Source organism: Limnofasciculus baicalensis BBK-W-15 (genome assembly GCF_024178385.1).
Taxonomy (GTDB): Bacteria; Cyanobacteriota; Cyanobacteriia; order Cyanobacteriales; family Coleofasciculaceae; genus Limnofasciculus; species Limnofasciculus baicalensis.
In genome coordinates this window covers 1-18,805 of record NZ_JAMZMM010000087.1, presented here as the reverse complement: position 1 = coordinate 18,805, position 18,805 = coordinate 1, and the positions used below count along the sequence as shown (strand labels likewise).

Here is an 18,805-nt window from a genome sequence, read left to right as displayed (position 1 = left end):
CAACCAATAACCAACAACTAACAACCAACAACTAACGACGCATCATTTCTGGACTACCTAAAATAAGGGCAGCTTTTAACTTTTCGGGGCTGGATGCGATTACTTCTTGGGTTTTGGTAGATAAATTATTGCCGATGGTTTGCCGAAGTTGGGTAATATCGAGAGATTCCTTATTCCCATTCCTCCTGTTAGCTAATGTTGTCGCAAAATTGACTCGGCGAATCATCCCATCTGGATTTAACCAAGCTGATTGAGTATTTTTGTAGCCGTTAGGGGTTTGACAGCCGTAAAGTGGCATTCCTAATTGTCTTAAAAACCCGGATATAGATGAGATATTAATATTTTTGGCATCTATAGCACGGAGTTCAGATATAACATATTGATAGGGAGTTTTGAATTTACTTCCATAATATTTGGTATTGAAAAATTCTGGACTCTGGAATAGGGTTTCTAAGACAGCACGAATGTTACCATCAGTCTGCTGGAAACGTTGCGCTAAACTATCTACTAAATTTGAAGGTGGTTCATCGGCAACAAAGTATTGAGCTAATTGGTAGCTAATGTGATGGGCGGTAGCCGGGTGGCGGGCTAGAATATCTAAGGCTTGTTCTACTTCGTCAATGCCGCTACCTTGAATAGATTTACCCAAAAAAATTTTATCACTAAAATCGTGGCGATCGCGATCGAAATAAAATCCGCTTTTATCGCCGTTATTGACGCGACGAATTAAGCCCCAACCTGTAAGAATGCGAGCTAAAGTAGTTACATCTTCCTGAGTATACCCTCCATCAACACCTAAAGTATGGAGTTCCATTACTTCGCGGGCATAGTTTTCGTTTAAGCCGCGAAATCTCCCCTTGGCTTTTGGACTTCCTGGTGCAGTATTTTGCCAGTTATCTAAGTAGAATAACATGGCAGGATGACGGGCGGTAGCTTCTAATAAATCGCGAAAACTACCGAGAATATGAGGTCGAATTGCTTGCTCTTCGTAAGCACCTACCCAGAAGCGAGTATCGCCTTTCGCACCAAATACATTAAAATGATTAAACCAAAAGTCTACCATAACTTCTTCCAGTTGTCGCGGCGATGCGATCGCTCTGAGCAAACGCGCTTCTCTGGCTTCTTGTAAGGGTTTTTGGGCTTGTTTTTGAGCCATTTGAAGGTTTGGTTGAGATTGTTTTTGTCTTCTTGGAGGTGTGTTACCTTCTGATTGAGATTGTCGTTGTCTTCTTGGCAATATATTACGTTGAGATTGAGTTTGCTCCTGTCGCCTTTCACCTGCTTGTGGACTATATCTGTTAAATAGTTCAACCGGAGTTAATTGCAGAGTTTTTAAACCCTCAAGTTTTTGAATTAGTTGTGGTGGTAGAGGGATTGATTCTGGGGCAAGCTGAGATTTAATATAAGCTTCAATACCTGTAGATTGAATCCGTTGAATATCGCCAGGAAGCGGACCAAAACCGATCCGATTGAGAAGGTGTAATACTTTGGCAGTATCGGAGGCAGTGGCAGTTGGTTTGAGAATTGGCAGTCCAAACCAGAGGCAGATTCCTAGTAGGAGAAATAACACCCAGTATTTTAGTTTTAGTTTCATATTTCCTGGTTGTGCCGCGACATGGGATTTAGACGGAGATGGGTTGGGAAAGTTTCATAAGCTGAGTAGTTGAGGTTATCCTGGGAGTGGATAATTCGTCTCTAAAAGCTGATTTATTCAGGTGACACAGATTCAATATCTCCACGAGAATTAACCCGATATACTAGTTGTCGTTTAAAGTTAGTCACCACAATCCGCCAGCTACCTGATACTAGCACTTGACAGGGTGCATTTGGTGGATCTGTAGCGGTACGAAAGCATTCCGATGTAATTTCTGCAGAGGTAATTCGTAAATCAGATAAGGCAACCTGCAAGCGAGATTTGGCATCCAGAAATAATTTTTCGGCAATCGGATTGGGGAGTTTATCTATTCTTGGTGGTAATCCATTATTCGCTTCTATGCGAATCCCCGAATTTGGGCTAACGCGATACACCTGCCGCTGTCCTACTTTTCCCTCTACTGTAACACGATAGCCCTGTCCTGGATCGGGGGCACATTTTTCCACCGGAGTCGGTAATCCCAGACAAGCGCCAAAGCTTTGGGCTTCGACTTGAGTAAACAGTATTTGTTCCCACCCCATTTCCAAGTGTTGCGCTGCTAAATTGCGCACTTCATCTGCCAATTTCTTGTCAAAACTATTATCCAAAGCTATATTTTCTCGCGCCATTAATTCACCATTGTTCCCACTATCATCTACTTGGATATGCCATCGTTTTCCTCGATCTTCAATTTTAACTAACCAACCATTAACAGGAACAGGATCGCAGGCTATCGGTAATCCTTGAAAATTATCGCATCCCGCTCCCCATCGCGTTGGTGAAGCCCCAATAATTCGTCCTGATTTAGTTGCTAATCCCCAGGATTGAGCTACTTTAAACCCTTCAGATGCCACAGATTCCGGAATATCTGCCCTAACTTCTTTACCTGTTTCATCAACCCGAAAATTAAGAGTTGGTGGAGCGATTTGCTGGAGATTACCTGGCAAACAAGCAATACATGGAGGTGGCGTTATTCCGACTACTTTAATCCGCCAACCATTGATAGTTTTTGGAGTACAAACTTCCCCAGAATTAGGTAAGTCTAGACAAGTGTTTTTCCAGGTTACGGGTTCAGCTTTTTCCAGCAATACTTGAGGAGGGAGGATAGGGCTAACAGTAGTTTCAAACTGAGGATGCCAGTACAAAACTGCCTCTTTTTGCACTCCTGTAATTACTGCTGCGGGTAGCTTCTTGGGTAACTGTAAATTATCCCGTTTTGCTAATACCATCACCGCCCCTGTATCGTTAGTAATATAAACTAATCTTAAATTGGTGCTTTCTAGGGTAATTTTCCATGTGGGAATGGTGGCAGAAATCCAACGAATATTGCCCATGGTGCGGAGATTTGTGGCTTCTATCCGTGCTACTCGCCCAGATTGAGGAAACCTCCAGCGGTTGATGGCATCATTTCTAACAGTTTCGGCAATTGTTTCTTTTGAGGGTATGCCGGAAATTTTAGTATTAGGTGGTTGGGATTGACTAATCAGTGGTTTTCTTGAGGGAATTTCAGTATTGGCTAAGAAGAGGAAGGTGAGTAATCCGATATTGAATAGGAAAAAGATCAGGATTTTTTTTTTCATATTTACCAACCACGAAGACACGAAAAGATAATTTTGGGCTAGAAAGGGAGTAGTTTTTGTTGGTATAATTGTTTAGTTAGCGACAGGTGGCACGTCCCCATTGATGGTCATAACCGACGGAAATGCGATCGCCTACTTGTGGTACTTTAGTGGAAAGATGGACTAGGGATACATCAGCTTGAACTTCGCTATTTCCTTGTCCCCGCCAAACGCCACGACCTTGTGCATTTTTGTTGATATAGTTCATTGATACGGTGAGGGTGCGATTTGCCCTCCTGGGGCGAAAGTCAATTCGCCGAAACCCAGCTTCTCTCGTATAGTAAGCCGTAAAGTCAACGCGATTATCGATAGTGCCTCGACAAGTTAAGTTTAAATCATCTTGATTAGGTTCTGCGATCGCGGATTGGATGAGGGCAATCTTTCCTCCAGCCATTGCACCCATACCAATCGATAGACAACCAAGCAAGATTGCGATAGCTTTTTTCATCTTATTTTACCTCCAAAAATTACGGCTCTATAGATTTAATCTGCCATGAAGCCTGTGTTAATTGAGTGGCGTTGCAATTTCTGTAACAGTTATATTATCAGTAGGTGCGTTATGTAACGCACCCTACTATATATATAGTTGAGGAAACAGAAAAAATCCACCTCTCTCTCCTTATTAAGGGAGGGGTTTAAGTATTTTTACGCCTCAGCATAGTCTGCCAAGCTAGCCAATTTCCTGAAATCAACTATCGCGGTTACAGATTTTGATACCAATCTATCATTCCTGGGAAAATTGGTCATACTCTTCTGTAGGAGTACTGAAAAATTCCACAGGTAATGGTTATGATTTGGGAGCATCCCGAGCAAGGAAGAAATGCAGGTTGATTCTTACTCCCCCCTTTGACAAGGGGGGCTGGGGGGGGGTAAAAACTTTGTCAACAAACGAGTATCTTTGCCAAAGTGGGATGCTCCCTATGATTTTTCGTCAACGCTTCCGGATTGCTGAGTGACTTTTATTTGCTTCCTGCGCCTACCTCGCAACCCCTTGCCATAATTCACCGCCGGAAAAGATACCGATTACTCATCAGCCGCAAGACTAGATTGGTTTTCAATAGAAAAACGCCAGATAAATTCAATATGATTTGAGAAAGTGCTAACTTATCTTAGGAAATAAATCTCTTGGCAAAACATAACTTTATTTGCGGTTACTTTCACTCCTCAAAACTTAATCGACACAACTAACTATTACCCAAAGGTGGGATTTATGAAATTATTTCGATTGGCGATACCTCTTGCCCTGAGTACTGTCTTTTTTGCCTGTGCTATTCCTAACAAAACAGTTCCTTCAACTGAACCATCTACTACCTCTGATATTTTGCCTTCTGCCCAATTAAAACAACTCCTGACGAAAGCTGAAGCAGATAAATTAATGACGGGAATTGTAGACAGCATTAATCAAGGCAACGGTGCTTTTGTCCTGCCCTATTTACCAGAATCGAAGCGTTCAATAGAGTTTGGTGATGCGGGAATTACCGACTACAAAACCTACTTTAACAATGAACCGATTAGCCGCTTTGAATTGGTAAAAGCAGAGGATTCTGGAGAGTTTATCAATCAAGCTAGTGGTAAGTTTTATTATCTACTTTATAACAAAAGTGGTGTCAAAAAAGAGATTGCAATTAACCAGGAATCTGGAAATATTCGCCTTGGTGATGAATTCTTTCAATATTCCTATCCGGCAAAAGTGTTATTGGCTAAAACGATCCAGGCAATTAAAACCGAAGATCCTGTCTTATTGGCAAAAGTTTTAACCGCAGATGACATTGATTATCCCGTGGCGAAGGCAAAGGACGCGATCGCAAAATATCGAGCAACTTTCGATCCAAATACATTGGCTTATCGTTTCGATGGTTTGGACAAGAATCGGCATTTTAACTATACTATATACGGGACAAAAGCTGGCAAGTCTGTTGAGCATCATGTCACTATTATTTATGGAGATAGTCTTGTTGGTTTACAGGATAAATTTATTCCATAAAAACCCTGAAAAAATAGAGTCATCCCCAAGATTTTCGCCTCTTCTTCCCCTAACCCCTAGCTATAAACAATTGAAGGGAAATTAATCATGAAACTTATCTCTATCGCCTTGGCAACAATTTGCGCCCTACCGCTATCTTTATCTCTATCGTTAGCAAGCCTATCAGAACAACCCTGTCAAGCTTCTTTGGATACCAGTAATGGAATTGATTCAGAAGTAAATAACTGTCCGACAACCAGGGGTTCTTTTTCAATTGCAGGGACATTTTCTAACTCCAATTGGCAGGCTTCTTTCTGGGCGTGGGAACCAGCTTATTACATCCTCCACGTTAAAAACAAGCAAGATGGCAGTAAGATTAACTTAACAGGTTTTGATGTTACAGGTACGACGAATCGACCCCAATACCGATTCACCGATGAAAATCGCAATCTCACCTATATTGTCACCTTTCGGTATTCAGATCCGGAGACAATCCGATTGGAAATCAAACAAAACGGTAAGGTGATTGTTAATCAATTACTCCCCCGTGAATCAGATCAACGCATCGGTGGACCTTGATGGAAAACTGATAAAATTAGCTAGTAAATATTGATCCAATTATCCCAATGACCAGATTTGCCCATGACCAATTTGCCAAAGATATATTAGACGAAACTCTCGGTTCTCTCGGTGGTGTAAATCCTAATAAGAAAGTGCCTGCTGAAGTCCGTGAGATTGATATTTACTTCACGCCAAACCCTGAAAAATCAGGATATTTAGAGTATAGAGATCAACTGGGGCTATTGGGAAAAATGGCGGAAACTCCGGCGTTATTTGAACCATTTAGAAATCCGGTAACGTCTGAGAAGGTTATCAGTTGTTTAAGTAAGTTGTTCGATGTAAAAGCTGATTTAGCAAGGCAAGCTAAACGAGAAAATACTGTCTCTACTGAAGCACCTTGGTTGTGGATTTTGACTCCCACAGCTTCGGATAATTTGTTAAATAGTTTTAAGGCGACTGGAGATGAAGAGAATTGGGGTGAGGGCATCTATTTCTTAGGGGAGTCTTTCCAGACGGGAATTGTGGTTATTCATCGGTTACCGAAAACCCCTGAGACTTTGTGGTTGCGGATTTTGGGAAGGGGGAAGGTACAAGAGGATGCACTTGTGTCTCTGGCTGCTTTGCCTGTGGATAATCCTTGGCGGTTAGGTGCGTTAGAATCAGTTTATCAGTTACAATTGAATTTGCGGGTTAATCGGTCAGAAAAGTCAGAGTTAGAGGTTCAGGAGGATGAGAAGTTGATTATGGCAATTGCTCCTTTATTTCAAGAACAGTTGGCTGCGGCTGAACAACGTGGTAAAATTGAAGGTAAAATTGAAGGGGTTCAGCAAGGTATTGAACGCGGGGTTCAGCAAGGACAACGCTTAATTATTGAAAGCTTTATTCAAGGAAGATTTGGAGAATTATCTGAACCTATGGTATCGCTGGTAGAGCCTTTATCTGCCTTACCTCCGATTCAAGTGACTCGGCTGTTACTGCAATTATCTCAATTACCAGGCGACTCTTTAGGAATGAGGCAAGGACAACATTTAATTGTGGAAAGTCTACTGAGGTTTCGCTTTGAGGAGTTGGATGAAATTCTGATGGGGATGGTGGACTTTTTATTGACGTTACCGCCTCTTGAGTTGAGAGGGTTGTTGCTGCGATTATCTGAGTTATCTCGCGATGAATTGTTGAGATTATTGGGTTAAAAAGGGATTCTATCCTCAATCTCAGGTGAGGCAGCAATGAGTTTGTTTAAAGCTTCTCTTGCTGCATCTCTGACTTTTTTCTCGCTGTCTTCTAAGGATTGAAGTAGTAGAACTTTATTGAAAATTCTGTCCGAGCTGAGTTAAGCTAAAATTGTATATGACTTACGGATCAATGCTAATAATAGTGTGGCTGGTCGGTTATCCTCTGGTAATGCACACTACTGATAGAGTAAGATCCTAAGTTTTATTGTACTTGGTCGTGGGATAAAAAAAACAAATTTTGAGTGGGATTTGATAGAGATGTTTTAGCTAGAAGACAGGGCAATTTTCAGTGGTAATTTGTCAATAACTAATTCAATCAATATTGAGAGGAAAATACAGGTGATTCACGATAACGAAAGCAGCAACCAGTCAGGGAATCGTCCCTTTGAAGACATCCTTCACACCAGAATGTCTCGGCGAAATCTACTTGCTTGTGGAACGATACTGTCAGCCACTGGCTTTTTACCAGCCCTAGCTGGCAACAAAGCTTTGGTTCAGAGTGCTAGTGCTGCGATCGCTCAAGGTGCTAGCAATAGTGTACCTCAAAGTGCTACGGCTGCGATCGCGCAAGGCTCTAGCTTAATCAACTTTCCCGTCCTTCCTGCAGATTATTTATTCAAACTGATGGAATTCAGCCGTTATTACCCGCAAGGATGGCGGTATTATTGGTGCTTAGGTTAGTCTGACATTGGGCAATGGCTGAGGAATTTCTGCCATTGTCCAATGGTGATATTAAGCTGCTAATCTGTTAGGACTTACGCATTTAGGTTATCTGTAGGGTGCGTTATGTAACGCACCCTACTATATATGGCTATGGTAAAATAGAGGATCAGTTGCGATCGCAAAACGATGCTAGAAACCCCCACGAAACCAGAAATTCTCCTCATCGTGCCTAATTCTATCGAACTCCACGTCACTCCCGAACAGTTCGAGGCACTAGCTCTTGCCAATCGGGACTTAAGATTAGAAAGGACAGGCACAGGAGAACTAATTGTGAATCCACCAACAGGATGGGAAACTGGTAAAAGAAACTTCAATCTCACTGGACAACTCGCTCGATGGTGTGAAGAACACGAGAATTTAGGAGAGGGGTTCGATTCTTCCACTGGATTTATTTTACCAAATGGAGCAACTCGTTCTCCCGATGCCTCTTGGGTGAGTCGTCAACGGTGGGAGGCACTAACTCCCGCACAAAAAGGCACATTTCCCCATATTTGTCCCGATTTTGTGGTGGAATTGCGCTCAACTTCCGATACTCTGAGCGATTTACAAGCAAAGATGCGAGAGTATATGGAAAATGGGGCGCTTTTGGGATGGTTGCTCAATCCCAAACAGCGGCAGGTGGAAATTTATCGTCCAGGACAAAATGTGGAAGTATTGGAGAATCCGGTTGAACTTTCAGGGGAAGATATTCTGCCAGGATTTATTTTAAACTTGAATAAGTTGTGGGGATAGGGATGAGGGGGAAATTTTGGCGATAGGATGGGCAATTAGACTGGCTAAAAAATGTTAACAAAAAGATGAAGAACTATAACAGAAATACTCATGCTACAAACCCCCACGAAACCAGAAATTCTTCTCATCGTGCCTAATTCTATCGGACTATACGTCACTCCCGAACAGTTCGAGGCACTAGCTCTTGCCAATCGGGACTTAAGATTAGAAAGGACAGCCACAGGAGAACTAATTGTGAATCCACCAACAGGATGGGAAACTGGAGAACGAAATTGGAACTTATCAGGAGAACTTTATCTCTGGTGGCGTAGTGCAGGTGAACCGGGAAAAGCTTTCGATTCTTCCACTGGATTTATTTTACAAAATGGAGCAACTCGTTCTCCTGATGCCTCTTGGGTGAGTCGTCAACGGTGGGATGCCCTAACTCCCGCACAAAAAGGCACATTTCCCCATATCTGTCCCGATTTTGTGGTGGAATTGCGCTCAACTTCCGATACTCTGAGCGATTTACAAGCAAAGATGCGAGAGTATATGGAAAATGGGGCGCTTTTGGGATGGTTGCTCAATCCCAAACAGCGGCAGGTGGAAATTTATCGTCCAGGACAAAATGTGGAAGTATTGGAGAATCCGGTTGAACTTTCAGGGGAAGATATTCTGCCAGGATTTATTTTAAACTTGAATAAGTTGTGGGTATAAAGTAGTAATAATCGTCTTAAATTAATAATGGTACGACAAGAAATAATCGTTAAATAGGCATCATCTTACTGCATAAACTAATTGAGCAAATCTCTCTCCACTACTTTACCCTGCTTAAACTGAGCAATAGAACGTTCCAAATGAGCTGCATTTGTCGGAGACTTAAGTAAATGTACAGTTTCCATCAAACTATTGAAAAACTCCAGAGACATCACTACCGCATCATCAGCATCCTGTCTAGTAATAATCGTATAGTCCACCTCTTCAGTTACCCGATCTAAAACCGTCTTCAGGCTATTTATCGCCTCGCTAAAAGAGATAACTTTCATCTTACCCAAACCTGTACTGTTTATTGTACAATAATAGCGTTTTATTCAATCTTAGGCAATCCCCATCTGTTAGATGCTTTGTGTAAGTCATTTCAGTATTATCCCAAGTTACATTCAACCTCAAGAGCGCACTTTTATTACTACATTTCTCTACGGAACATTCTAATCGCTTCACCAGAATCAGTTTCTGCCATCAAAATGCAGCGTCTGAGCAAATCAAGATTGAGGTTATTAAGTCCGGGTAGCTGGCTACGCTCAATTTTTTCATAGCTACCATCTCGAAGATGATATAAATTCAGCACTCCATCTTCCCAAAACCAAACTTCTGGAACACCCAAAGCTTTATATCGTTCTAACTTACTGATACTTCCACTAGTAAAAACTACTTCAATTGACAAATCAGGAATCGGCTTCGCACTGCCAATACAGTAAGATTGATCTGCTTGGGCGGAGACAACTCCTGATTTTTCCTGAGTCATCGCTCCTGTAGGTTTGAATAAGATTCCCTCTTCGACTAGAAATGTAGTTACTAAGTAACCGATGATATGAGCAAAAATTTCGTGGTATTGTCCCGGCATGAGAATCTCGATTGTCCCATCATGGTAAAATAGCCGCACTCCAGGAGAACCGTCAAAGCCCTTTTGGATAAACTTGAACTGTTCCCATGTGCCATGATGGACAATCCGTTGATCGGAGGTTTTATTTAGTAATAGGGGCATGGAGATTTGCTCCAGATATCCTTATGTTAATTTTAGCATATTATTTGTAATCTGGAGCTATCGGCTGTCTATTATGCTGAGATACCGATATAAATGAAAAAGTAGGCGACTGATTGCATAATTGCATAAAACTAAACAACTGCGCGATCGGTAAGCATGAAGAGGCTATCATCAATGCTGTTAATTATACCACAGCTTTCGAGACTGCTTGCCATCCATTTAGCGCACAATTAGCCATTACCAATTCGCAATCTCTCCCGCACCGCCATTAAAATCAGCCCCAATTTATTTTTACCACTGCCATCTTTCCCACAGCCCCAGTAGTAATCTCCTGGTGCATTTTCCACAATTAATTCATCCCCTGTCGCCAGAAGTATCTCGCGGATATCGCCATGAGTTTCAAATTTACGCAATACGCCTTTTTCCATAATTGAGTCTTTGACTTCTTCCCAATCACTGCGCAAAGGGTGAGAGCGCTCCCTTCCCATTCTTGCCGCCATCCCAGGGTTTTTCGCAGCGCGGATTTTGTCAAACCAATCGGGATCGGTGGTGATAAACTTTTGGGCTTGAAAATAATGTTCGTTTGTCGTCCACCAAGCACCATCTAGCTCAAATCCGTGGTTGGAAAAGTTGGAAAAACAACCATATTCACCTCTTGTGCTGTAAAAGTAAATTGGCATGATTTTTATCGATTAATAGCTTAGTAGGGTATTTGAGAAGTGTGTCGCTAATTGATGAAGGTTCATTTTAAACGCAAAGAGCGCAAAGGAAGGCGCAAAGACGCGCAGCGGCTTCTCGACAGAGTAGAGCGCAAAGGTTTGTTATTCTTTTGAAAATCGAGTCTGGAATTCTGTCAATATCCTGGTTCCTTTCGTCCAATCAAGTACAGAAAATAAAACCATTTCAAATTTACCACAAAATTCACCACTTGGCAAGAGTAAATCGGCAAACATTTGGGCAACCATTGATGGCTGATTCCTAAATACGCCACATCCCCAAGCTCCTAAAACTAGGGCATCACAACCCTGGTAAAGAGCCAAACTTAATAATTTGGAGCCTCGACTATAGAGAACTTCGGGTATTTTGTCCATATCTTTAGGTTGGTTTCTCCAGACTTCACCAGCATTTGGAGCGGGACTGGTGATAAAATCTACAATCTTAGCATTAGAAGATTATCTATTTTATTCCTTACACCCAGAAGCCTGGTTTATTGAATAAACCATACTAAAGCAGCAAATTTGTAGCCTTTATTACTATCTTAGTGTCTTCGCGTCTTAGTGGTTTGTTAAATAGTTATCCTTCCGGCTGTTGAGAGTAGCCCGTAGCCTCTCACCTGCAAAAGGAATGATAAGCTTATAGTATGTGTAGGAGTAAACAGCTTTGAAAAGTTGGTACGCCCTGTCGTTTGGAGTAATCTGGAAAGGAGTGTTACTTTGTACTAGTACACTACTTTTTGCGATCGCACCAGAAATTCCGATTGTGTTAAAACCGCCGCAACCACCAGTCTACAGTACACAACATCTGACTGATATTCCCCTGAGCGTGCGGGAGTTATTTGGCAGCAAAAAACATGTCGGTGCGATCGCGGTTGGGGTAGCTGAAGGGAATCTGACACCGACGGGAAAGCCAACTACTATTTATTTAGGGCATACCGATCCTGGTAATTTTGCTACTAATAAGGGATTTTGTAGTTGGAATAAATCTCAGAATATTTCTGTGCAAGAGGCAGATATTCTATGTCTTAAAGCCTTACAGTGGCAATCTGTCGCAACAGAAAATCGGATGATTGATTTAGGATTAAAGCCGGAGAATCATAAAAGAGCGATTATACTGGGTACGGATTTGTGGAATCAATCTAATTCAGCCGGACCAAATTTTCCCTTGGCATATAAAGCGGCTAAAGATAAAGGATTGGAGGGGCAAGATGCTTATATTTGGGCTAGAGTTGAAGCATTTCGTAATAAACAAAAGGAATTGGATGCTAGTGGTTTATTTGGTATTTGTAAGCGCGAACCTTATTATAAGGAGGAATTGAAAGGATTGGTAGTTGATTCAGAAGAATGGCGCTGGAATTGTATTAAACTAGATCAAGGTAGGCGAGTGAAGGAAATAAGAAATGTTTTGAAATCGGTGAGATAGTTGTTGGTTGTTGGTTGTTGGTTATTAGTTGTTGGTTGTTGGTTATTAGTTGTTGGTAATAAAATTTCCCACTCCCCACTCAGGGCGAAGCATTTGGACAGTCAAATTCTGGTTAAACAACAAAAGTTATCCCCCAAATGCTACGCCCCTACATCAAATTGTCCCCACTCCCCACTCTCCACTCCCTTAATTCCATCGCCCCTTACATTCATTAATGATGTATTCTGGTAACCAAAACTTTTCAATCGGCATTAGTACAGCCACAGGCATAAAAATATCCACATCTTTACCACCTAAATTAGGAGTTGGTAGTAAACCAAAAAGTTCTCCATCAACCATTACTGCTGCTAATATATCCGCAAAATCAGATTTAACTTCATCAGGATAGACACAGTGAATTCCTCGTTCATCTTCATAATATTCATCATCTTCGGGAAGATAGGGACTAGATTTAATCTCATGTATTAGTGTGTCTAACCGTGTAAACTCCCTGGCGGGAATAATCGCAGCTACATCTTCACCAGCTTGTTGCAAGACAATCCGCGTTCCCTGAGTTATAATCCTGATGAGGGCATCAAGGAGATTCTCTCTAATCTCATCCGTCGATAACCGGATAAATCCCTCATCCTCAGAATTATTGTTTTTAGTTGTTACAGGTTTCATTAAATCTCTACCCAAGATCTGAAAATTTTGCCAAACTAGATTAAGTTATCTGTGAAAATGGGGATGGGGAAGTCTCCCAAACTGATTTTGACATATATAGATGGATTAGTGCAAAATATAAGTTGACTGGATCGGATCAATCCTAAATCAAAATAGTTATCTATGAATAGCCTCTTCCTGAATCGCCTCCATAATCCCCAACGCCCTGTTATCGTCTTCGATGGGGCGATGGGAAGTTCCCTGCAAACCCAAAACCTCACTGCCGAAGACTTTGGTGGGGAACAGTATGAAGGATGTAACGAGTACCTCGTCCATAGTAAACCGGAAGCTGTTGAAAAAGTACATCGAGAGTTTTTGGAAGTTGGGGCTGATGTCATCGAAACGGATAGTTTTGGTGCGGCATCTATTGTCTTAGCTGAGTACGATTTGGCAGACAAAGCCTATTACTTAAATTATACCTCAGCACAACTAGCAAAGCGTTTGGCTAATGAATATTCTACACTAGAAAAGCCCCGCTTTGTTGCAGGTTCCATCGGTCCAACTACTAAGTTACCAACTTTAGGAAATATTGATTTTGACACAATGGAGGCTTCTTTTGCTGAACAAGCAAAAGGTCTGTATGATGGTGGAGTTGACTTATTTATTGTCGAAACTTGTCAGGATGTATTACAAATTAAAGCAGCATTAAATGGAATTGAACAGGTATTTCAAGAAAAAGGGCAAAGACTGCCTTTAATGGTATCTGTCACCATGGAAGCTGTCGGGACTATGCTGGTTGGTTCCGATATTAGTGCGGCATTGACTATTTTGGAACGGTATCCGATTGATATCCTCGGTCTTAATTGTGCCACAGGACCGGACAGGATGCAAGAACATATTAAGTATTTATGTGAAAATTCGCCTTTTGTAGTTTCTTGTATCCCTAATGCTGGATTACCGGAAAATATAGGAGGTCATGCTCATTATAAACTAACGCCGATGGAATTGCGGATGGCGTTAACTCGTTTTGTAGAAGATTGGGGGGTACAAGTCATTGGTGGTTGTTGCGGTACGCGCCCAGATCATATTCAACAATTAGTCGAAATTTCTAATACCCTCCAGCCAAAAGAACGACATCCAGTATATGAACCTGCGGCAGCATCAATTTATACTGCCCAACCTTATATTCAGGATAATTCTTTCCTGATAGTTGGGGAAAGATTAAATGCCAGTGGCTCTAAAAAATGCCGCGATTTGTTAAATGCTGAAGATTGGGATGGATTAGTATCTTTAGCTAAATCTCAGGTAAAGGAAGGGGCACATATTCTTGATGTGAATGTGGATTATGTGGGGCGTGACGGCGAACGGGATATGGAGCAATTAGTGTCTCGAGTGGTAACTAATGTGACATTACCTTTAATGCTGGATTCCACGGAATGGCAAAAGATGGAAGCAGGGTTAAAAGTGGCTGGGGGTAAGTGTTTGCTTAATTCTACTAACTATGAAGATGGGGAGGAGCGTTTTTTAAAGGTATTAGAGTTAGCCAAGAAATATGGTGCGGGTGTAGTTATTGGTACAATTGATGAAGACGGGATGGCTCGAACCGCCAAGCAGAAATTTGCGATCGCACAACGTGCCTATAATCAAACTATAGAGTATGGTATCCCGCCTCATGAGATATTTTTTGATCCTCTAGCTCTACCTATTTCTACTGGTATTGAAGAAGACAGAAAGAATGGCAAAGCTACAATAGATTCAATTCGCCAAATTCGGGCAGGATTACCAGGATGTCACATTATTTTGGGCGTTTCTAATGTATCCTTTGGCTTGAATCAAGCAGCACGAATTGTTCTCAATTCTATGTTTCTCCATGAAGCAATGGCAGTTGGGTTAGATGCTGCTATTGTCAGTCCGAATAAGATTTTACCATTAGTGAAAATAGAAGCTGAACATCAAGAAATATGCCGTAAATTAATCTTTGACGAACGGGAATTTGATGGCGATATTTGTACTTACGATCCCCTAGGGTTGCTGACTACAGTATTTGAAGGAAAAACCACAAAACGGGATCGAAGTCAAGATGAAAACTTACCTGTAGAAGAACGTCTAAAACGTCATATTATAGATGGAGAAAGGATTGGGTTAGAACAACAATTAACCAAGGCATTGGAAAGTTATCCACCTCTACAGATTATTAATACCTTCCTCCTGGATGGAATGAAAGTGGTGGGAGAATTATTTGGCTCCGGGCAAATGCAGCTACCTTTCGTATTGCAATCCGCCGAAACAATGAAAGCAGCAGTGGCATATTTAGAACCCTTCATGGATAAGAAAGATGCGGGTAATAATGCCAAGGGAACGATGGTGATTGCTACTGTGAAAGGAGATGTTCACGATATTGGGAAAAATCTGGTAGATATCATCCTTTCTAATAATGGCTACAAGGTAATTAATCTGGGAATTAAGCAGCCAGTAGATAATATTATCGATGCTTACGAAAAGCATCAGGCTGATTGCATTGCCATGAGTGGGTTATTGGTAAAGTCTACTGCCTTTATGAAAGAGAATTTGGAGGCATTTAATCAGCGAGGGATAACTGTACCTGTGATTTTAGGTGGTGCGGCTTTGACACCTAAGTTTGTTCATGAGGATTGTCAGAATACTTATCATGGTAAGGTGATTTACGGGAAAGATGCCTTTTCCGATTTGCATTTTATGGATAAATTGATGCCTGCTAAAATAGCAGGGGAGTGGGATAATGTGCGGGGATTCGCAGCGGATTTGGTAACGGATGCAACGGATGAGTTATCGGTGATGGCAGATGTGGTGGGAGATGAAGAAGCGCATTTACCAATAGATGAAACAAATAACACATCCGTTACATCCGTTACCCCATCCGTTGCTCAATCCGCTCTTGAAGATACTAATCGCTCTGAAGCTGTTACTTTAGATATTCAACGCCCAACTCCTCCTTTCTGGGGAAGTCAATTATTACAACAGGAAGACATACCCTTAGAAGAGATATTGTGGTATTTGGATTTGCAGGCATTAATTGTCGGGCAATGGCAGTTTCGCAAGCCGAAGGATAAATCGAAAGAAGAGCATGACGAGTTTCTAAAGGAGACGGTTTACCCAATTTTGGAAAGTTGGAAGCACCGGATTGTTGAGGAAAAACTCCTCGAGCCTACAGCAATTTACGGTTATTTCCCCTGTTTGGCTGAAGGTAATTCTCTACATCTATATAATCCAGAGATTATCAGCCAACTTAGTACAGAAATTCCCAATAATTTAGAGCCTGCCACTACCTTCCACTTCCCCCGCCAAAAATCTGGCAAGCGTTTCTGTATTGCCGACTTCTATCTACCCAAAAACTCAGTGAAAACCCCACTCCCCACTCCCTTTGATGTCTTCCCCATGCAAGCAGTAACAGTGGGAGAAGTTGCCACAGAATTCGCTAAAAAACTGTTTGATTCCAACCAATACACAGACTATTTGTATTTCCATGGCATGGCGGTACAAATAGCCGAAGGTGTAGCAGAATGGGTACATGCCCGAATTCGGCGAGAATTGGGTTTTGCTAGTGAGGAGCCAAATAATATTCGCGATGTCTTAGCCCAGCGCTATCGGGGCTCCCGTTATAGCTTCGGCTATGCAGCTTGTCCGAATATTCAGGATCAATTTGCTTTACTAGATTTATTAGGGTGCGATCGCATCAATCTCTATATGGACGAAAGCGAACAGTTGTATCCAGAACAGTCTACCACAGCTATTGTCGCTTATCACCCAGTTGCTAGGTATTTTAATACTTAGGTTGTTGGTTGTTGGTTGTTGGTTGTTTGTTATTCCCAATTACTTGTTGTAATATATGGCTGAACTCAAGATTATCTGTAACTATCCAGACTCATTATCTTCCAACTTATCCTCATCATAAACATGAGGGTAGTGAAGATAATATCTTACCTTCAACAGCCCCCATGTTAGCAGATGTTCTCAAGGAAATTGAGCTATTATTAGGTTAGCATCGCGACTAGTTATAAGTTGAGTGTTAGACTCATCACTCATTACTTATTTGTTTCTTGTACCTTGTCAAAAAACAAATATTAATTAGCCATTAGCCATTACCAATCACCCAATTAACCAAAGTACGCACCGGGAAACCCGTCGCCCCACTATTATTACATCCATCATCCTTATCTGCCCAAACTGGACCAGCAATATCCAAATGTACCCAAGGTGTCTCCTTGACAAATTGCTTCAAAAACAAAGCCGCTGTAATTGAGCCACCTCCACGGGGGCCAGTATTTTTCATATCAGCAATAGGCGACTTAATCCCATCGAAATACTTATCTTCCATGGGCATTTGCCAGAATTTCTCTCCGGCTATTTCTGAAGCTGCTTTTATTTCCGATACGAGGCTATCATCAGTGCCCCACATCCCGGCAATATTATCGCCCAAAGCCACAACACAAGCACCTGTTAGAGTAGCCAAATCTACAATCGCATCTACTCCCAATTTTTCAGCAAATACCAGAGCATCTGCTAAAGTTAGCCTACCCTCTGCATCAGTATTATTCACCTCAATAGTTTTGCCATTAGATGCTGTTAAAATATCTCCTGGATGCAAAGCCTTACCGCTAATCATATTTTCTGTCGCGGCACTGATAAAATGTACTTCGACATCTGGTTTCAAATTACCAATAGCTTTGGCTGCACCTAAAGTTGCCCCTGCACCTCCCATATCCATTTTCATGGTTTCGATGCCGCTACCGACACCTTTAATATTTAAGCCGCCAGAGTCGAAGGTTAAGCCTTTGCCAACTATAGCTAATTTCCGGCGAGGTGTGCCTGCTGGTTTATAGGTGATATGAATAAATTTGGGCGGTAAATCGGAGGCTTTGGCTACACCCAAAAATGCTCCCATACCCAACTTTTCACACTCTTCTTGTTCTAATATTTCTATAGACATACCGGATTGAGTAGCAATTTCTGCGGCTGTCTCGGCTAAAGTTATTGGTGTCACGGCATTGGCAGGTGCAGCTACTAATTCTCGTGCTAAAATTACACCATCACAAATAGCCTTTGCTTTGGTAATTGCTGCTTCTTGATTGCCTAAGCCGAGTAAATCGACTGTTTCTAACTTAGAAGCCTTATCTTCTGGTTCCGATTTGAAGCGATTATCGACATGTAAGGTGAGGAGAATCCCTTCTGCGATCGCGCCGACTGTCATTTCTGGGTTATCATTGGCTAGAGGCAAGCTAATGCCCAGTGTTTTGCAATTTTGCTGTTTTGCCATCCGTGTAATTGCCGCCGCAGCCCGACGCAAACTATCTGGGTTTAGGGCATCTTCTTTCCCTAACCCTACTATCATGATTTTTCTGATTGAATTATTAGCACCGACACGAGTTACGGCGCTGCTACCCAGGCTTCCTTTAAATTCTGTTTCCTCTATTAACTCTTTGAGGGTTCCCGCTAGTTTTTCATCTAGTTTGGTTAACTCTTCTGTTATTTCTATTCCGTCTTCAAATAAGCCTACTGCTAGGGCATCGCCACTCCAGTTTAACCAGGTTGTCTCACTTGCTCTTATTTCCATGCTTTGTGCTGTTTCTCAATGCTTCAATTACTAGTATTACATTAGGAATTGGAAAATGGGCGGTGGCAGCGGATGGGTTGTTGGTTTTGGCTATAGTTAATGGTGGATGGCAGCGGATGGATTGTTGGTTTTGGCTATAGTTAATGGTGGATGGTAGCGGATGGGTGATTAGTTTGGGAGCATCCCAATGAAGGCAAAGATACTCATTTTTTGCCCCCCTTTTCACC

18 protein-coding genes and 1 pseudogene are annotated in these 18,805 nt (G+C 41.8%); 9 read left to right on the top strand and 10 right to left on the bottom strand.

All coding sequences use genetic code 11. The annotated features are described in order from the left end of the window. Nucleotides 1-31 precede the first annotated feature (31 nt). From NJ959_RS11020 to NJ959_RS11010, 3 genes are all read right to left on the bottom strand, one after another. Complete coding sequence (locus NJ959_RS11020) at nucleotides 32-1,594, bottom strand: DUF1800 domain-containing protein (RefSeq protein WP_254011798.1); 1,563 nt, start codon at nucleotides 1,592-1,594, stop codon at nucleotides 32-34. A gap of 113 nt (nucleotides 1,595-1,707) precedes the next feature. Continuing rightward, the gene (locus NJ959_RS11015) at nucleotides 1,708-3,213 is read right to left on the bottom strand and encodes a DUF8738 domain-containing protein (protein ID WP_254011797.1); all 1,506 of its coding nucleotides are present in this window, start codon (nucleotides 3,211-3,213) and stop codon (nucleotides 1,708-1,710) included. 76 nt (nucleotides 3,214-3,289) lie between these two features. Then, nucleotides 3,290-3,700: a hypothetical protein gene (locus NJ959_RS11010; protein WP_254011796.1), complete on the bottom strand. Its 411-nt coding sequence runs from the start codon at nucleotides 3,698-3,700 to the stop codon at nucleotides 3,290-3,292. A 762-nt stretch (nucleotides 3,701-4,462) separates the two neighbouring features. On the opposite strand from NJ959_RS11010, the gene NJ959_RS11005 reads away from it, so the two are divergent. From NJ959_RS11005 to NJ959_RS10980, 6 genes are all read left to right on the top strand, one after another. After that, the gene (locus tag NJ959_RS11005; protein WP_254011795.1) at nucleotides 4,463-5,236 is read left to right on the top strand and encodes a hypothetical protein; all 774 of its coding nucleotides are present in this window, start codon (nucleotides 4,463-4,465) and stop codon (nucleotides 5,234-5,236) included. An 87-nt stretch (nucleotides 5,237-5,323) separates the two neighbouring features. After that, a complete protein-coding gene (locus tag NJ959_RS11000; protein WP_254011794.1) occupies nucleotides 5,324-5,794 on the top strand; it encodes a hypothetical protein in 471 nt (156 codons plus the stop codon). Between the two features lie 47 nt (nucleotides 5,795-5,841). Beyond that, entirely contained in the window at nucleotides 5,842-6,966 is a 1,125-nt protein-coding gene (locus tag NJ959_RS10995; protein WP_254011793.1) for a FliH/SctL family protein, read from the top strand. Between the two features lie 381 nt (nucleotides 6,967-7,347). Continuing rightward, nucleotides 7,348-7,689 carry a hypothetical protein gene (locus NJ959_RS10990; RefSeq protein ID WP_254011792.1) on the top strand — a complete coding sequence of 114 codons (342 nt, stop codon included), beginning with the start codon at nucleotides 7,348-7,350 and terminating at the stop codon, nucleotides 7,687-7,689. A gap of 168 nt (nucleotides 7,690-7,857) precedes the next feature. Then, the gene (locus NJ959_RS10985) at nucleotides 7,858-8,463 is read left to right on the top strand and encodes a Uma2 family endonuclease (RefSeq protein ID WP_254011791.1); all 606 of its coding nucleotides are present in this window, start codon (nucleotides 7,858-7,860) and stop codon (nucleotides 8,461-8,463) included. 90 nt (nucleotides 8,464-8,553) lie between these two features. Next, a complete protein-coding gene (locus NJ959_RS10980; RefSeq protein ID WP_254011790.1) occupies nucleotides 8,554-9,159 on the top strand; it encodes a Uma2 family endonuclease in 606 nt (201 codons plus the stop codon). A gap of 77 nt (nucleotides 9,160-9,236) precedes the next feature. Here the strand turns inward: NJ959_RS10980 and NJ959_RS10975 are convergent, their stop codons facing one another. The 4 genes from NJ959_RS10975 to NJ959_RS10960 all read right to left on the bottom strand — a co-directional run bounded on the left by NJ959_RS10975 (nucleotide 9,237) and on the right by NJ959_RS10960 (nucleotide 11,352). Continuing rightward, a complete protein-coding gene (locus tag NJ959_RS10975; RefSeq protein ID WP_254011789.1) occupies nucleotides 9,237-9,488 on the bottom strand; it encodes a type II toxin-antitoxin system Phd/YefM family antitoxin in 252 nt (83 codons plus the stop codon). 140 nt (nucleotides 9,489-9,628) lie between these two features. Continuing rightward, nucleotides 9,629-10,207, bottom strand: a complete 579-nt coding sequence (locus NJ959_RS10970) for a Uma2 family endonuclease (RefSeq protein ID WP_254011788.1) — start codon at nucleotides 10,205-10,207, stop codon at nucleotides 9,629-9,631. 230 nt (nucleotides 10,208-10,437) lie between these two features. Further along, on the bottom strand, nucleotides 10,438-10,887 hold the full coding sequence (gene ybiA, locus NJ959_RS10965; RefSeq protein WP_254011787.1) for a riboflavin biosynthesis intermediates N-glycosidase: 450 nt from the start codon (nucleotides 10,885-10,887) through the stop codon (nucleotides 10,438-10,440). Nucleotides 10,888-11,028: 141 nt separating this feature from the next. Next, nucleotides 11,029-11,352, bottom strand: coding sequence for a TIGR02452 family protein (locus tag NJ959_RS10960; protein ID WP_254011799.1), 324 nt, complete (start codon nucleotides 11,350-11,352; stop codon nucleotides 11,029-11,031). A 235-nt stretch (nucleotides 11,353-11,587) separates the two neighbouring features. Between NJ959_RS10960 and NJ959_RS10955 the strand changes: the two genes are divergently transcribed. Then, on the top strand, nucleotides 11,588-12,346 hold the full coding sequence (locus NJ959_RS10955) for a hypothetical protein (protein ID WP_254011786.1): 759 nt from the start codon (nucleotides 11,588-11,590) through the stop codon (nucleotides 12,344-12,346). Nucleotides 12,347-12,532: 186 nt separating this feature from the next. On the opposite strand, the gene NJ959_RS10950 is transcribed toward NJ959_RS10955, so the two are convergent. Then, nucleotides 12,533-13,009 carry a type II toxin-antitoxin system Phd/YefM family antitoxin gene (locus NJ959_RS10950; protein ID WP_254011785.1) on the bottom strand — a complete coding sequence of 159 codons (477 nt, stop codon included), beginning with the start codon at nucleotides 13,007-13,009 and terminating at the stop codon, nucleotides 12,533-12,535. Between the two features lie 162 nt (nucleotides 13,010-13,171). Between NJ959_RS10950 and metH the strand changes: the two genes are divergently transcribed. Further along, nucleotides 13,172-16,798, top strand: a complete 3,627-nt coding sequence (gene metH, locus NJ959_RS10945) for a methionine synthase (protein ID WP_254011784.1) — start codon at nucleotides 13,172-13,174, stop codon at nucleotides 16,796-16,798. Nucleotides 16,799-16,896: 98 nt separating this feature from the next. Further along, nucleotides 16,897-17,007, top strand: a pseudogene (locus NJ959_RS30675) (toxin-antitoxin system TumE family protein); the annotation flags it as partial. 92 nt (nucleotides 17,008-17,099) lie between these two features. Here the strand turns inward: NJ959_RS30675 and NJ959_RS10940 are convergent. Further along, entirely contained in the window at nucleotides 17,100-18,578 is a 1,479-nt protein-coding gene (locus NJ959_RS10940; RefSeq protein WP_254011783.1) for a leucyl aminopeptidase, read from the bottom strand. Beyond that, on the bottom strand, nucleotides 18,559-18,805 hold a 247-nt coding region (locus tag NJ959_RS10935; RefSeq protein ID WP_254011782.1), incomplete at its 5' end, for a hypothetical protein. The genes NJ959_RS10940 and NJ959_RS10935, both read right to left, overlap by 20 nt.